A 15,110-nucleotide genomic window follows, 5' to 3' on the forward strand; every position below is an offset into this window, starting at 1 on the left:
GCCTCACGAGGTGAGCGTGAAGCCCTCGTAGCCCTTGGCCGCCACCTCGTCGCAGGCCCGACGGTAGGTGCCGAAGCCCCCGATGTAGGGCATGAACATCTGCTTCTTTCCCTCGATGTTGGCTCCCATGTACCAGGAGCGGGCCTGCGGGAACAGCGTCCCCTGCGCGACGGCGTCCACGTGCTCGGTCCACTCCTCGGCGGCCTCGCGCCGTGCCTCGACGGTGGCCACTCCCCGCTCCCGGCAGCTCGCCACCAGGTCGACGAGCCAGTCCACCTGAGCCTCGGCGTGCAGCACCATGTTGGCCAGCACCGACGGGCTGCCCGGACCGCTGAGGTTGAACAGGTTGGGCAGGCCGGGGATGGCCATGCCCAGGAAGGTGATCGGGCCCGCACCCCAGGCGTCGGCGATGGTGGTGCCCCGGGCTCCGCGGATGTCGATGCGCAGGAGCGCTCCGGTCATGGCGTCGAACCCGGTGGCGTAGACCAGCACGTCCAGCTCGTGGACGTCGTGCTCGGTGACGACTCCGGTGGGCGTGATCTCCACGATGGGGTCGGTGCGCAGGTTCACCAGCCGCACGTGGGGCTGGTTGAAGGTCTGGTAGTAACCGATGTCGGTGCAGATCCGCTTGGTGCCGATGGGGTGGTCGGTGGGCACCAGCGCGTCGGCGACCTCCGGGTCGGCCACCACCGAGCGGATCTTGGCCTCGGCGAACTCGCGGACCACGTCGTTGGCGGCGAGGTTGGCGTTCTGGTCGGGGAAGGTCTTGCCGAACAGCACCCCACCCTCGGCCCAGCGCGCCTCCATGGCGGCCAGCCGCTCCTGCTCGCTGAGCTCCAGCGCGTTGTGCGGGTAGCTCTCGTGCGGAGTCCCGGCCGGTGCGTAGGCGGACTTCTTGCGCCGCGCGGGGTACTCGGCGCGGATGCGCTCCTGGTCGGCGGGGGTGAGCACGTGGTTGGGCATGGGGACGCTGTAGTTGGCCGAGCGCTGGAACACCGTGAGCGAGGCGGCCCGCTCCGCCAGCAGCGGCACCGACTGCACTCCCGAGGAGCCGGTGCCGATGATCCCCACCCGCTTTCCGGTGAGGTCAGGCTCCTGCTGCGGCCACGCGGCGGTGAAGTACACCTCGCCGGCGAAGCTGTCCGTGCCGGGGATGTCGGGCTTGTTCAGCGCGGACAGGCAGCCGGTGGCCATCAGCACGAAGCGGGCCAGGTAGGTCTGGCCGGTGTCGGTGCCCACGTGCCACACCGCGGTGTCCTCGTCCAGGTGGGCGCTGGTGACCCGCTGGCCCAGCACGATGTCGCGGCGCAGGTCGAAGCGGTCGGCCACGTGCTCGAGGTAGGCGAGGATCTCCGGCTGCCCGGCGTAGCGCTCGGACCAGATCCAGCTCTGCTGCAGGTCCTCGTCGAAGGAGTAGGAGTAGTCGACGCTCTCCACGTCACACCGGGCGCCCGGGTAGCGGTTCCAGAACCAGGTGCCTCCCACGCCCGTGCCCGCCTCCACGGCCAGCACGTCCAGCCCGGCCTGGCGGGCGCGGTGCACGGCGTACAGGCCGGCGAAGCCCGCCCCCACCACGAGGACGTCGTGGACCGACTGCGGCGCAGGAGCGGTGCTGGTCATGGGTGATCCCCCGATGCGTTGTTCCGACTGCCCCCCGAGGAGGGCTTACGTTCGCGGAGGACTATACCTATTAGTAATAGTAGTGTCTAGCGGCGGTTCGCCGGCAGGCGGTTGCTACCAACGGGTAGGTTCTGTGCCATGGCAGATGACGACGCGGCGACCGAGTTCCCCTCGCTGCGGCCGACGAGCTGGGCCGTGCTGGGTCTGCTGTCCTTCGGCTCCGAGCTCTCCGGCTACGACCTCAAGAAGTGGGCGGACTGGAGCCTGCGCTTCTTCTACTGGGCCCCCTCCTACAGCCAGATCTACAGCGAGCTGCGCAAGCTCGAGGACTGCGGCTACGCCACCTCTCGCGTGGTGAGCAAGGACGACGTGCGGGGCAAGCGGCTGTACTCCATCACCGAGGAGGGCAGGGAGGCCGTGGCCCACTGGGCCAACGAGTCGCCGGTGGAGCCCGCCGTGCTCAAGCACGGGGTGATGCTGCGCATGTGGCTGGGCCACCTCGGTGACCCGGACCGGTTGCGCGAGGTGCTGGCCGAGCACCGCGACCAGTCGGAGAAGATGCGGGTACGGGCGGTCGCCGACGCGGTGGGCGCCGCCGAGGAGCCCGGCTGGGCCTACCCGGAGATGGTGCTGCGCTGGTCGGAGCAGTACTACGAGTCCGAGCGCGACCGGGCCGACGCGATGCTCGCCGACCTGGACCGGCTGGCCCAGGACCGCACCAAGAAGGGCCGCACCAAGCGAGCCAAGCCCACTCCGCGCTCCTCCGACGAGCTGACCAAGCACACCAAGTGAGCCTGGCCGGCCAGCAGCCGGCTCAGTCGTAGACACCCTCCAGCTGCCACCGGCCCTGCGAGCACCGCAGCAACAGCGCCAGCTGCTCCCCTGCGCCCGCCTCGCCTGGACCTGACTCGACTGGACCTGACTCACCGAGCAGCACCTGGGCGCGCACGGCCCGGTGCGCCTCGGCGGGATCCCACCACCGCTCGTCCACCGGCCAGGGCCCGGCCCACGCCAGCACCGGCCGCAGCCGGCCGTCGTAGCGGGCGGCCACCGGCTCCCCGCTGACCTCCGCCCGGCCGGTGACCTCCACCGGGAGCCCGGCGGCGTCCACCAGGTCCACCACCAGCGGCTCCGGGGGAACCGTGGCCGGCGCAGGGGCGGGCAGGCGACCGGGCCACGGCGCGGCCGGGTCGGCGGCGGGCACCCGCTCGTCGCCCCAGGGCAGCAGGGTCACCTGCTCGGCCGGCCCGCGGCCCCCGCTGGGCACCCCCACCTGCACCGCGTCCCCCCCGAGCAGGCCCTGCACCCGCACCAGGGCGCGCCGGGCCCGCTCGTCGCCCTCGCCGACCCCGCCCCACAGCCCCAGCTGCAGGGCCCCGGCGGAGACCACCTCCACCGGCTCCAGGCGCAGCAGCACCACTCCCGCGGTCGGCCGGGAGCTGCTGCGCCCGGTCAGCCACCCGTCCAGCTGCCAGCGCACCCGGTCAGCGGTGCCCGCGGGGGTGAGCGGCTCCGCGCAGCGCCAGGTGCGAGCCAGCTCCTCGCCGTTGCCGGTGCGGGCGCGCACCAGCAACCGGGTGCAGGCCACCCCGGCCGCCGAGAGCGTGGCGTGCAGCCGCTGCGCCAGCGCGCGGCCGGCGAACGCCGCGGCGTCCACCCGCTCCACCGGTGGGTCGCAGTCCAGCTCCACCTCCAGCTCCACCGGGGCCCGGCGGGCGGCAGGGGGACGCTCGGCCAGCCCGCGCGCGCTGCGGTGGGCCAGCACGGCGTCAGCACCGAAGCGCGACGCCACGTCGGTGGCGGTGAGCGCGGCGAAGTCCCCCACGGTGTGCAGGCCCAGCCGCCGCAGCAGGTCCACCAGCTCCACCCGGGCCGGGGCGGCCAGGCTCGGCTCGCGGGCCAGCTCGGCCACCGGCAGCGGGGCCAGGAACTCCGCACCCCCGCCGGGCGGAACCACTCGGCCGGCGCGGGCCGCCACCACCGCGGTGGACATCGCGTCGGCGATGCCCACCTGGCACTCCACCCCCACCCCGGACACCTCGTCCACCAACCGCTCGGCCGCCGCCTCCTCACCGCCGAAGTAGCCTGCCGGCCCCTGCGCGGCGAGCACCAGCAACCCCGGGCGCAGGATCTCCACCCCGGGGGCGAGTGCGTCCACGGCCGCCACCACCGGCTCGAAGAACCGGGCGTCGCGGTCGGCGTCGACCGTCACCACGTGCAGCTCCGGGCACCGGCCCTGCGCCTCCCGCCGACGCAGCCCCCGGCGCACCCCGTCGGCCCGGGCACCAGCCGTGCAGGCCACCACCCGGTTGGCCGAGACCACCGCCACCGGCGCCGCGGCCGAGAGACCGGCGGCGGTGGCGGCGGTGACGGCCGGCCAGTCCGGGCACCACACCGCCAGCGTCCGGGACCGCCGCTGCGTCACCTCCTCCGGTCCGCTCACGCGCGCACCGCCCGCACCGGGACGGATCCAGGGGGCAGGGGCCCAGGGGCGGCTGCAGGAGCACCGCCCTGCCACTGCACCGTGGAGGCAGTCCCGGCCCCGAGCACCACGTGGGTGCCTCGAGCCCGCACCGCCTGCCCGCGTCCACGCACCTGCACCGCCAGCTCCCGGCTCCGCAGCCGGCCGTGCCCCCGACCCAGCCCGCGGCACCCGCTGACCTGGGCCCGAAGCTGCAGCTCAGCACCCGGCCAGGTGCCCCCGGTGACCACCAGCACCCCGCCTCGGTGCCGGGCCCGGGCCACCAGCCCGCGGGCCCGGGTGGGCGCCACGGTGGCCCCGCCCAGGTCGAGCACCACCAGGTCCATCCCGTCGAGCAGCACCGCGGCCACGTCCACCGGGTCCTCGCCGGGCTCGGGCACCAGCGCCACCCGGCCGAGGTCGGCCCCCATCTCCTGCGCCGCGAGCAGACCCAGGCTGGGCCGGCCCACCACCGCCGCCCAGCTGCCCGCCGCCGTCACCGACGCGATCAGCCCGACCAGCAAGGAGGTGGCGCCACTGACCGAGACCACCGTGCCGCGGGTGAGCCCACCCCGAGGCAGCAACGCGGCCAGCGCCTCCGGCACGGGCAGCACCGGACGGGGTCGCGACACCTCGGCGGCGTTGGCGCCTGCGCCCTTCCCCGGCACAGCCACCAGCCGTCGCAGCGCCGCGAGCCGCTCCTCGCGGGTAGCCTCGCCCGCACCTGCCGGCACCGTCAGAGCAGCCGTCATCACCACACCACCTCCGCACATCCCCAACCGCTGGGCAGGTACCGCGGGGAAGGCACGGCGCACACCAACAACTGCACTGACTCACTTGTTCGAACGTGTGTTCGAACGTGGACCAAGTACACCCCCTCGGAGGGCGCTCCGTCAAGTGCCGGATCCGGCGGATCACCGGAGCACGACCGAGGTCGAGGGCGAGGCGCTCGGGCCGTGCCGAGATGTCCGCGGAGCAGGACCCGAGTCGTGGGGCGGCCCTGCCCCACCTAGCCTGGTCGGGTGCTGCGCACGGAGTGGGAAGCGGTCCTCGAGTCCAACCGCGCGGCCCTGGTCCGAGCGGTGCAGCCGCTCACCGACGAACAGAGCCGCCAGCGGCTGGTGCCCTCGCTGACCACGCCGGCAGGACTGGTCAAGCACTGCGCCGCCGCTGAGCGGGTGTGGTTCCAGCGCACCATCGGTGGGTTGGCAGAGGGCCAGTGCGACGGCTACGCCAGGGGTGATGACGGCGGCTGGCTGGTGCCGCCCGAGCAGACCCTGACCCAGGTGATCGCCGAGTACCAGGCCGCTGCCGCCCGGTCGCGGGCGATCGCCCGGACCGTCGCCGACGATGACCTCTTCGTCCACTACCGCCGCGGCGCGGTCAGCTTCTCCTGGATCTGCGCGCACATGATCGAGGAGCTCGCCCGCCACGCGGGGCACGCCGACATCCTGGTCGAGCAGATCCTCGCGGCGGATGCCGCCGGCCAGACCCGCGCAGACCGCCGCTCCATCCCTCAGTCGGCCACCGAGGAGTAGTCGACGAACCCGCTGGGGTCGTGCCGACCGATGCTGGCGTGCTCGAGCATCCCCCACCCCACGGCCCCGTCGCAGGTGGCCCGCGCGACGTGGTCGATCACGCCCCAGGGCACCCGGGCGACCACCTCGGGGTCGGTGAGGTCGTAGGCCTGCGCCTGCACCCAGCCCGCCCCCTTCCACTGTCCGTGCGTCCAGTCCGGGTCGCCGCCGTAGCCCGCGCCCACGTGCAGCGCCACGTGGTTCACCGTCTCCACGTCGATGGTCACCGGGGAGCCGTCGCCCGCCGTGAGGTGCAGGCGAGCACGCTCGGGGTGGCGCGTGCCGGAGCGGTAGGTGATGTCCAGCCGCGGCCAGCCCAGCTGCTCCACCCGCCCGTCCGGCCAGATCCGCTTGGCGTCGTTGAGGGTGCGGTAGCCGTCCGGGCGCTCCTGGATGATCACCACCACCGCGAAGTCGTCGAAGCGCAGCGGCACGTACAGCCACCAGAACCCCTCGGCCGGCTCGGCCGCGGCCCGGCCCGCGGGCTCGCCCTCCCCCACCGGACGGATGCCCCAGGAACGGTCCCTGGTCCCCGACCACACGTCCGGGGTCACCGCGACGTCCTCCCCGGCGATGGACAGGGTTCCGCTCCAGGTGCCCAGCTGGGCGAAGCGCTGCGCGTCCAGGGTGGGGCGCGCCCCGCTCAGCATCAGGTGCGGCTCCTCGTCCACCGCCGGGAACGCGCCGGTCCAGGTGATGTCCGCGCTCAGCGTCTCGTGCTCGCACACCAGCCGCAGCATCTTCAGCGGCTCCAGCACCTCGATGCGGTACCCGCCCACCGCCAGGTCCAGGCTGCGCTCGGTGAGCGCGTCGGAGAAGCGCACCACGTGCTGGCAGTCGTCGCGCCGCACGGTGAGGAAGGCGTCGGTGACCCCCAGGTTGGGGTACACCCCGAAGCCGGTGACCAGGAAGATCCCGCCGTCCTGGTTGTGCGCGTTGAGGTAGGACCGGTCGTAGAAGTTCCGGTCGCTGCTGGCCACGCGGTCCATGGTCAGCGGGGCCTGGTGGATGGGGAGCTCGTCGAGCGGAGAGGGCATGGGTCGTCTCTTCCGTCAGGAGGGATGTCGCAGGGGGATGCCACAGGAGGGATGTCGCAGGAGGGATGTCGCAGGAGGGATGTCGCAGGAGGGGATGTCGCAGGAGGGGGTCAGGACCAGCCGTAGGTGCCGGCCAGCAGCTTCTCCATCGCCACTCGGTGCATGACGAAGTCGTCCGGGTCCTCCGGCAGGGTGTCCTCGCCGAAGTGCATGCTGCGACGCTTGATGCGGGCCATCACGATGGCGTGGCGCAGGGCGGCGTAGACCAGGTAGAAGTCCAGGTCGGCCACCGTGGCGCCGGAGGCCTGCTCGTAGCTGCGCACCACGTCGCTGCGACGCAGGAAGTCCGGCAGCCCGGGCACCCCGGCCATGTCGGCGAAGTCCTGGAAGAAGCGGTGCAGGAAGATGAACCAGGCGACGTCGATCTCGCGCGGGCCGACCGCGGCCATCTCCCAGTCGAACACCGCCACCGGCTCGAAGTCCTGGTACATCACGTTGCCGATGCGGGCGTCGCCCCACAGCAGCACGTTGGGCCCGGGCTCGGCCGGCCAGTGCTGCTCCAGCCAGGCGAAGGCGCGGTCGATGATCGGCACCCGGATGCCGTCGTCGAGCAGCGCCCACCGGTAGTAGGCGTGCTGGTCGTCGACGTGGCGGCGCAGCGCCTGTGCCGGGTCGGCGGGGCACAGGTCGTCGAAGACGGTCTCGGGCGCCCCGATGGCGTGGATGTCCGCCAGCACCTGCAGCGTGCTGTCCTGCAGGCGCTGGCGCTGCTCAGGAGTGGCGTCGAGCACCCAGCTGTCGAAGACGTAGGGCAGGTTGTCCGGTGGCACCTGCCCGTAGGCGCGCTCCATCACGAAGAACGACGCCCCCAGCACCGCCGGGTCGGTCTCCAGCCACCACAGCCCGGGCACCGGCACGTCGCTGAGCGCGGCCACCCGCCGCAGGATCTCGAACTGCTGGGCCATGTCGTAGCGCGGGAAGACCAGCATGGCGGTGGACTCCGGCGCGGTGCGGGCCACGAACGACCCGCTGTGCCTGCGCCCGTCCACCGTCCAGCTGGCGTCGAAGAGCACCGAGGCGCTGGAGAAACCCATCACGTCGTCCTGGTCGGCGACGGTCAGCTCCGCCGTGGCGTCACCGACCCGATCCGCCAGCCAGGCCCGCAGCGGCTCCTGCAGCGACGCGAACGAGCGCGCCGTGGTGGTTATGCGGTGCTTCTCCAAGGTCACGACGACCACCCAGCTCTGCTCGGTCCACAGGGGCGGGACCAGCAGGACTAGAACCGGTTCCAGTCGCGAATGTAACCTGGGTCACAACCATCGGGCAAGACCCGAGCTCAGTGGGCGAAGTGCCGTGCCCCGGTGAGGTACATGGTGATGCCGGCCTCCTGCGCCGCCGCGATCACCTCGTTGTCGCGCACCGAGCCGCCGGGCTGGACCACGGCCCGCACCCCACCGTCGATGAGCACCTGCAGCCCGTCCGGGAACGGGAAGAAGGCGTCGGAGGCCCCCACCGACCCGGTGGCCCGCTCCCCCGCCCGCTGCACCGCCAGCTGGGCGGCGTCCACCCGGTTGACCTGACCCATGCCCACGCCCACGCTGGCGCCGTCGGCGGCGAGCAGGATGGCGTTGGACTTGACCGCACGGCAGGCGCGCCAGGCGAAGACCAGGTCGGCCAGCGTCTGGGCGTCGGCCGGCTCACCGGTGGCCAGCGTCCAGCTCTGCGGGTTGTCGCCCGGAGCGTCGAGGATGTCGCGCTGCTGCTGCAGGGCGCCGCCGGAGATGGGTCGCAGCTCGGTGCCGGCGCGCTCCGGCGCCTGCGCCACCAGGATGCGCACGTTCTTCTTGCGGCTGAGCACCTCCAGCGCACCGTCGGCGTAGGACGGCGCGACGATCACCTCGGTGAAGATCTCCGCCACCTGCTCGGCCATCTCCACGGTCACCTCGCGGTTGGCCGCGATCACCCCGCCGAAGGCGCTCACCGGGTCGCACGCGTGGGCCTTGCGGTGCGCCTCAGCGATGGCCCCGGCACCGTCCAGGGCGGACACGGCGATGCCACAGGGGTTGGCGTGCTTGATGATCGCCACGCACGGCCCCTCGTGGTCCCAGGCGGCCCGCCAGGCGGCGTCGGAGTCGGTGTAGTTGTTGTAGGACATCTCCTTGCCGTGCAGCTGCTCGGCCTGGGCCAGGCCGGCGGGCGCACCGGGCTGGGCGTACAGCGCCGCGGCCTGGTGCGGGTTCTCGCCGTAGCGCAGCACCGCCGAGCGCTCCCAGGTCTGCCCGCTCCACGCCGGGAACAGCTGGTCCGGCTCCGGCGCCAGCACCGAGCCCATCCAGGTGGCGACGGCGACGTCGTAGCTGGCGGTGTGACGGAAGGCGTCCGCGGCCAGCGCGGTGCGCTCGCCCAGCGTGAAGCCCCCGGCCGACACCGCGTCGAGCACCTCGGCGTAGCGCTGTGGGTCGACCACCACGGCCACCGACGGGTGGTTCTTGGCGGCGGCACGCACCATGGACGGCCCGCCGATGTCGATCTGCTCCACGCACTCGTCCGGGCTGGCCCCGGAGGCCACGGTCGCGGTGAAGGGGTAGAGGTTCACCACCACCAGCTCGAAGGCGGCGACACCGAGCTCCTCCAGCTGGGCGAGGTGCTCGGGGCGCCGGGTGTCGGCGAGCAGGCCGGCGTGCACGCGGGGGTGCAGCGTCTTCACCCGACCGTCCAGGCACTCGGGGAAGCCGGTGAGCTCCTCCACCGGGGTCACCGGGACACCGGCGGCGGCGATCTGCTGGGCGGTGGACCCGGTGGAGACCAGCTCGACTCCCGCGGCGTGCAGCCCCTGCGCGAGCTCGGCGAGCCCCGTCTTGTCGTAGACGCTGACCAGCGCACGCCGGACGGACTTTCGCGTACCACTCATCTGGGCTGCCTCACTCATGGATTCGGGCCTTCCGTCCGTCGGTGCTGATTCCTCTGGCGGCCACGGCGGACACCACGTCCACCAGCAGCCGTCGTTCCACAACCTTGATGCGCTCGTGCAGGCTCGCCTCGTCATCGTCGTCGAGGACCGCCACCGCCTCCTGCGCCAGGATCGGGCCGGTGTCCACACCGGCGTCCACCAGGTGCACGGTGGAGCCACTCACCTTCACCCCGTAGGCCAGGGCGTCGGACACCGCGTGCGCGCCGGGGAACGACGGCAGCAGCGCGGGGTGGGTGTTGAGGGTGCGCCCGCCGAAGCGAGCCAGGAACGCCGGGCCGAGCACCTTCATGAAGCCGGCGGAGACCACCAGGTCGGGGGCGTGCGCGGCGACGGCGTCGGCGAGCGCGTGGTCCCACGCCCCGCGGTCCGGGTGGTCGCCGAGGCGGACGGTGAAGGCAGCCAGGCCGGCGTCGGTGGCGTGCTGCACAGCGGGGCAGTCACGGTCGGTGCCCACGGCGACCACCTGGAAGGGGTGCTCGGCAGAACCGGCGGCAGCGACCAGCGCCTGCATCAGGCTGCCGGCACCCGAGACGAGGACGACGACGCGGGCCGGTGCCCCGGCGACCGGCGGTTGATCCTCGCGGGGCGCGTTCAGGGCAGAACTCCTGGCTACTCGACGGACAGCCCGGGCGCGGACTGGTCGTCAGCCTAGACGGCACCCAGGACGCCGCTTCCGTCCAGGTCGGTCCGGAAGGGGCTGGTCAGTCCTGGGAGCCGCGGCGCCCCTTCTCGTCGGCCTTGGACAACCGCTCGACCCGCGCCGCCTTGGCGGCCTCTGCCGTGGACGGCTTGCCATCCCGCCGCGACGGGCGACTCGCACGCAGCTTCGCCTTCTCCTCGGCGGTCTTCACTGGCTTGACCTTGTGCGGCTTGACCTTCTTGGCCGCCTTCCGCACCGTGACAGCCTCAGCCTTGGCCGCCTTCCGCTCGGCGCGCTCCGGCTCGTCGTGCTCGCGCAGCAGCGCCACGCTGGCGCTCACCAGCAGCAACCACGCCGCCGTGGCCCCGCCCAGGGCGAGCACCGGAACACCCACCGGCGACAGCGTCCCGGAACCCAGGGTGCCCCCGGCCAGTGCCCCCAGCAGCGCCACCACGAGTCCGGCGAGCACCGCCGTGGCGCCCAGCACCGCGAGCACCGATCGCTGCCGGCCACCACCGGTGTCCCCGCCGGCTGCGCGCACCACCCGGGCGCCCAGCCGGGCAGCCACCACCACCGGCACCACCAGCACCACCGGCCACCACCAGGAGCCGCTGCCGGAGGGCACCGCGGCCAGCACGGGCAGGGCGGGCAGGGGCGCATCCACCGAGCCGAAGGCCGTCACCGTGCTCTGCCCGAGCACCGCGCCGGGGCCCACCGCCACCGAGACGGCACCGAGGACCACGTTGGGGAGGTAGCCGAGGGACAGCACCACCAGGCCCAGCCCGCCAGCCAGGCCCCCGCCGCTGGAGACCAGGTCGGCGACCGTGCCGAGGGAGAGCAGCAGGCTGAGGACGGTGAGCACCGCGGCGCCGAGCACCAGCTCGGCCACCGCCCGCGGGACCAGCAGCAGCGCCGCGGACAACCAGTCGGGCAGCGGGGCCAGTGCCCGCTCGCGCAGCCGCGGTTGGGCGGCCGCACCGAGCAGCGCGCCGAGCAGGTGCACCCCGGCGACCGCGAGCAGGGCCACGACCGGGTTGGGGTTCTCCAGCGGCAGGTCAGCGGACTGGGTGTGCACCAGGGCCAGGGCGAGGCCCGCGAGCACCACCGGGCCCGCCACCGCCGCGCCCAGCGCCCGGCGCGGGTCGTGGTCGTGGCGCAGCGCCGCGGCAGTGCTGCGGGCCGTGGCCCACACCAGCAGCGCGGTGGGCAGCAGCGGCAGCACGCCGAGCACGCTGCCGCCGAGGGTGACGGGGACCTGGTGCATGGCGAGCCACGTCATCGCGGTGGACGCGGCCACCCCGCCCAGCTGGGCACCCGCAGTGACCAAGGTGAGCAGGACCAGCGCGGCGGCGATGGCGGCGGAGGCACCCGCGGGCCCCACCGCGACTGCGAGCAGGCCGCGCAGCTCGGCCCCCCTCGACCGCTCAGCGCCCCTGGAGCCGGAGTCGTTGCGGTCGGGGCGTTCGAGCAGAGCAGTCACTCTTGCAAGGATTGCACCGCGGCCGGGCACCGCTGGGCAGGCGCGCCGAACGCCGAACGGGGCACCACGCGTGCTGCGTGGTGCCCCGTCCGGGTGTTCGAGTGTTCAGTAGCAGCTACTGCTGGTTGGGCTGCCCGTACTGCGAGTCACGGGGGTGCGGGCCGGAGCCCTCCGCGGGGGTGGCGCCGAACGCCTGCGTCGGGGGCGCGTACGACCCGGACGGCTGCCCCTGCTCGGGGTTGTCCTGCGGCCACGACTGCTCCTGGCCCTGCTGGCCGTAGGGCTGCTGGCCGTAGGACTGCTGCTGGCCGTAGGGCTGCTGAGCCTGCCCGTAAGGCTGCTGCTGCTGCTGCGGCGCCTCGCCGTAGTAGCCGCCCTGCTGCGGCTGGCCGTAGGACTGCTGCTGCTGGGCGCCGCCCTGGCCGAACTGGCCGAACTGGCCCTGCTGCCCGGACTGACCGAACTGGCCGGCGCCACCGGCGCCCTGGCTGGACTTCCGCGGTGCCTTGACCACGCCGAGCTCGAGCAGCAGCGCACCGACGGTCACGAGCATGAGCACGAGACCGAGCACGAGCTCGAGGTAGTTGCCCCAGGCCAGGTCCGTGCCGTCGCTGGCGGTCGCCGCACCGATGGTGGAGAAGACCAGGTAGATGAAGCCGGAGACGCCGAGCACGGCGGCCAGGCCGGTGTACCGCTCCTGCCGGGGCAGCAGCGGGAGCGCCAGGAGCAGGCCGGCGATGAAGAGCACCACGAGCGGGCCAGCGTTGCCCGCCTCGTAGAAGTTGCCGCTGGAGTCCGAGCCCCTGGCGCTGGACTTGATGTGGGGCAGGAAGCCGAGCAGCAGGACGAGCAGGCCGAGGCCGGCGGCCACCAGGCCGAGCAGCCGCCCGAGACCGACGTCAGCACCCGTTCCGGGCCGGCCTGCGCCCGCGGGGGCGGACGAGCCCTGACCCGCGCTGGAAGGTTGGTAGGTCATCACTTCTCCGTGTCTGTAGAGGCAGTGGTCTGCCGGAACAGGTTGCTGCGGAGCATCTCTGCGCGCCGCAGCCGCCTGGAACGGCATCATTCTCGCCCACGGTAACGGATCGTCACCCTCATCCGGGACGAGAACGGGCCGACCCCCCGGAGGGAGTCGGCCCGTTCAGCGACGATCTGCGCTGATGATCAGCCGTGCAGCACGAAGTGCTACAGGGACTTCATGATCTCGCGCATCAGGTCCGCGGTGGCGGACGGCGTCTTGCCGACCTTGACCCCGGCGGCCTCGAGAGCGTCCTGCTTGGCCTGCGCGGTGCCCGAGGAGCCGGACACGATGGCGCCAGCGTGGCCCATGGTCTTGCCCTCGGGGGCGGTGAAGCCGGCGACGTAGCCCACGACGGGCTTGGTCACGTGCTCCTTGATGTAGTCGGCGGCACGCTCCTCGGCGTCGCCACCGATCTCACCGATCATCACGATGGCCGCGGTGTCGGGGTCCTCCTCGAACGCCTTGAGGCAGTCGATGTGGGTGGTCCCGATGACCGGGTCGCCGCCGATGCCCACGGCGGTGGAGAAGCCGAAGTCACGCAGCTCGTACATCATCTGGTAGGTCAGCGTGCCGGACTTGGAGACCAGCCCGATCTTGCCGGACTCGGCGATGTTGGACGGGATGATCCCGGCGTTGGACTGTCCGGGGCTGATGATGCCGGGGCAGTTGGGGCCGAGGATGCGGGTCTTCTCGCCCTGCTCCACGTTGTAGGCCCAGAAGCCGGCCGAGTCGTGCACCGGGATGCCCTCGGTGATGACCACGGCGAGGCCGATCTCGGCGTCGATGGCCTCGACGACGGCAGCCTTGGCGAACGCCGGCGGCACGAAGATGACGCTGACGTCGGCGCCGGTCTCCTTCATGGCCTCGGCGACGCTGGCGAACACCGGGATGCCGTCGACGTCAGTGCCCGCCTTGCGCGGGTTGACACCGCCCACGACGTTGGTGCCGGAGGCGACCATGCGGCGGGTGTGCTTGGTGCCCTCCGAGCCGGTGATGCCCTGGACGATGACCTTGCTGTCCTTGGTCAGGAAAATAGCCACAGTGATCGATTCCCTTACTTCGCGGCCGCGAGCTCGGCAGCCTTGCTGGCCGCGCCGTCCATGGTGTCGGCCTGCTGCACCAGCGGGTGCGCGGCCTCGGCGAGGATGCGTCGACCCTCGTCGACGTTGTTGCCGTCCAGACGGACGACCAGCGGCTTGGTAGCCGAGTCACCGAGCATCTCCAGCGCCTGCACGATGCCGTTGGCGACCGCGTCGCAGGAGGTGATGCCACCGAAGACGTTGACGAAGACGCTCTTCACGCTCGGGTCACCGAGGATGACGTCCAGGCCGTCCGCCATGACCTGCGCCGAGGCGCCGCCACCGATGTCCAGGAAGTTGGCGGGCTTGACGCCGCCGAAGTCCTCGCCCGCGTAGGCGACGACGTCCAGGGTGGACATGACCAGACCGGCGCCGTTGCCGATGATCCCGACCTCGCCGTCGAGCTTGACGTAGTTCAGGCCCTTGGCCTTCGCCTTGGCCTCGAGGGGGTCAGCTGCACCCTTGTCCTCCAGGTCGGCGTGGTCGGCGTGGCGGAAGTCCGCGTTGGCGTCCAGGGTGACCTTGCCGTCGAGGGCCAGGATCCGGTCGTCCGGGGTGCGCACCAGCGGGTTCACCTCGACGAGGAGCGCGTCCTCGTTGACGAAGACGTCCCACAGCTTGGTGATGCACTCGGCCGCGGAGTCGAGCACCTCGGCGGGCAGTCCACCCTTCTCGGCGATGCTGCGCGCGGTGGCCAGGTCGACACCCTTGTTCGCGTCCACGGGCACCTTGGCCAGCGCGTCGGGGTTCTCCTCGGCCGTGACCTCGATCTCGACTCCACCCTCGACCGAGCACATCGCGAGGAACGTGCGGTTGGTGCGGTCGAGCAGGAAGGAGATGTAGTACTCGGCGGCGATGTCGCTCGCCTCGGCGACCAGGACGTTGGGCACGACGTGGCCCTTGATGTCCATGCCGATGATGTTCTGGGCTTCCTTGTGCGCGTCCTCGGCGGTGGCGGCGTACTTGACGCCACCGGCCTTGCCACGCCCACCGACCTTCACCTGGGCCTTGACCATGACGGGCTTGCCGATCTCCTCGGCAATGGTCTTGGCCTCCTCGGCGGTCTCAGCGACCCGGCCGGGGGTGGTCGGTACTCCGTGCTTGGCGAAAAGGTCCTTCGCCTGGTATTCGAAGAGATCCATCAGCTCACCATCTCGTCTACGTTGACGCCCGACCAGGGGATGGCCGGATCCTCGGGGCACATTATCGACGTCTGGCCCCGCA

Annotated in this window: 13 protein-coding genes; 2 read left to right on the forward strand and 11 right to left on the reverse strand. The window is 72.5% G+C overall.

All coding sequences use genetic code 11. From position 1 onward, the window contains the following. Window positions 1-3: 3 nt before the first annotated feature. Window positions 4-1,620 (reverse strand): flavin-containing monooxygenase, encoded by a 1,617-nt coding sequence (locus AC3YO9_RS00885; protein WP_489981852.1) that lies wholly within the window; start codon window positions 1,618-1,620, stop codon window positions 4-6. Window positions 1,621-1,758: 138 nt separating this feature from the next. On the opposite strand from AC3YO9_RS00885, the gene AC3YO9_RS00890 reads away from it, so the two are divergent. Next, window positions 1,759-2,412 carry a PadR family transcriptional regulator gene (locus AC3YO9_RS00890; protein WP_127783911.1) on the forward strand — a complete coding sequence of 218 codons (654 nt, stop codon included), beginning with the start codon at window positions 1,759-1,761 and terminating at the stop codon, window positions 2,410-2,412. A gap of 22 nt (window positions 2,413-2,434) precedes the next feature. Here AC3YO9_RS00890 and AC3YO9_RS00895 read toward each other — a convergent pair whose 3' ends face one another. Together AC3YO9_RS00895 and AC3YO9_RS00900 are read right to left on the reverse strand one after the other, a co-directional pair. Next, on the reverse strand, window positions 2,435-4,063 hold the full coding sequence (locus AC3YO9_RS00895; RefSeq protein ID WP_489981853.1) for a DNA polymerase Y family protein: 1,629 nt from the start codon (window positions 4,061-4,063) through the stop codon (window positions 2,435-2,437). Next, window positions 4,060-4,833 (reverse strand): hypothetical protein, encoded by a 774-nt coding sequence (locus AC3YO9_RS00900; RefSeq protein WP_489981854.1) that lies wholly within the window; start codon window positions 4,831-4,833, stop codon window positions 4,060-4,062. The genes AC3YO9_RS00895 and AC3YO9_RS00900 overlap by 4 nt, the downstream gene beginning before the upstream one ends. 270 nt (window positions 4,834-5,103) lie before the next feature. On the opposite strand from AC3YO9_RS00900, the gene AC3YO9_RS00905 reads away from it, so the two are divergent. Then, window positions 5,104-5,619, forward strand: a complete 516-nt coding sequence (locus tag AC3YO9_RS00905; RefSeq protein WP_489981855.1) for a DinB family protein — start codon at window positions 5,104-5,106, stop codon at window positions 5,617-5,619. Here the strand turns inward: AC3YO9_RS00905 and AC3YO9_RS00910 are convergent. From AC3YO9_RS00910 to sucC, 8 genes are all read right to left on the reverse strand, one after another. Beyond that, window positions 5,598-6,695, reverse strand: coding sequence for an Rv3169 family protein (locus AC3YO9_RS00910; RefSeq protein ID WP_127783914.1), 1,098 nt, complete (start codon window positions 6,693-6,695; stop codon window positions 5,598-5,600). The genes AC3YO9_RS00905 and AC3YO9_RS00910 overlap by 22 nt on opposite strands. A gap of 110 nt (window positions 6,696-6,805) precedes the next feature. Further along, window positions 6,806-7,924: a phosphotransferase family protein gene (locus tag AC3YO9_RS00915; RefSeq protein ID WP_489981856.1), complete on the reverse strand. Its 1,119-nt coding sequence runs from the start codon at window positions 7,922-7,924 to the stop codon at window positions 6,806-6,808. 107 nt (window positions 7,925-8,031) lie between these two features. Next, window positions 8,032-9,606 (reverse strand): bifunctional phosphoribosylaminoimidazolecarboxamide formyltransferase/IMP cyclohydrolase, encoded by a 1,575-nt coding sequence (purH, locus tag AC3YO9_RS00920; protein ID WP_489981857.1) that lies wholly within the window; start codon window positions 9,604-9,606, stop codon window positions 8,032-8,034. Window positions 9,607-9,616: 10 nt separating this feature from the next. Beyond that, entirely contained in the window at window positions 9,617-10,261 is a 645-nt protein-coding gene (gene purN / locus AC3YO9_RS00925; RefSeq protein WP_127783916.1) for a phosphoribosylglycinamide formyltransferase, read from the reverse strand. Window positions 10,262-10,367: 106 nt separating this feature from the next. Next, entirely contained in the window at window positions 10,368-11,786 is a 1,419-nt protein-coding gene (locus tag AC3YO9_RS00930) for a cell division protein PerM (RefSeq protein ID WP_489981858.1), read from the reverse strand. A gap of 115 nt (window positions 11,787-11,901) precedes the next feature. Further along, window positions 11,902-12,762 carry a DUF5336 domain-containing protein gene (locus AC3YO9_RS00935; protein ID WP_127783918.1) on the reverse strand — a complete coding sequence of 287 codons (861 nt, stop codon included), beginning with the start codon at window positions 12,760-12,762 and terminating at the stop codon, window positions 11,902-11,904. Between the two features lie 209 nt (window positions 12,763-12,971). Further along, a complete protein-coding gene (gene sucD, locus AC3YO9_RS00940; protein ID WP_127783919.1) occupies window positions 12,972-13,847 on the reverse strand; it encodes a succinate--CoA ligase subunit alpha in 876 nt (291 codons plus the stop codon). Window positions 13,848-13,861: 14 nt separating this feature from the next. Further along, complete coding sequence (gene sucC, locus AC3YO9_RS00945; protein WP_127783920.1) at window positions 13,862-15,028, reverse strand: ADP-forming succinate--CoA ligase subunit beta; 1,167 nt, start codon at window positions 15,026-15,028, stop codon at window positions 13,862-13,864. Window positions 15,029-15,110 lie beyond the last annotated feature (82 nt).

It is taken from the genome of Rhodococcus sp. Z6_132 (assembly GCF_058133635.1).

What these genes read in the sequence shown, in the direction of transcription:
- AC3YO9_RS00885 (WP_489981852.1), bottom strand. Translation starts at nt 1,620, where the DNA reads ATGACCAGCACCGCTCCTGCGCCGCAGTCGGTCCACGACGTCCTCGTG.
- AC3YO9_RS00910 (WP_127783914.1), bottom strand. Translation starts at nt 6,695, where the DNA reads ATGCCCTCTCCGCTCGACGAGCTCCCCATCCACCAGGCCCCGCTGACC.
- AC3YO9_RS00900 (WP_489981854.1), bottom strand. Translation starts at nt 4,833, where the DNA reads ATGACGGCTGCTCTGACGGTGCCGGCAGGTGCGGGCGAGGCTACCCGC.
- purH (WP_489981857.1), bottom strand. Translation starts at nt 9,606, where the DNA reads ATGAGTGGTACGCGAAAGTCCGTCCGGCGTGCGCTGGTCAGCGTCTAC.
- AC3YO9_RS00935 (WP_127783918.1), bottom strand. Translation starts at nt 12,762, where the DNA reads ATGACCTACCAACCTTCCAGCGCGGGTCAGGGCTCGTCCGCCCCCGCG.
- sucC (WP_127783920.1), bottom strand. Translation starts at nt 15,028, where the DNA reads ATGGATCTCTTCGAATACCAGGCGAAGGACCTTTTCGCCAAGCACGGA.
- AC3YO9_RS00890 (WP_127783911.1), top strand. Translation starts at nt 1,759, where the DNA reads ATGGCAGATGACGACGCGGCGACCGAGTTCCCCTCGCTGCGGCCGACG.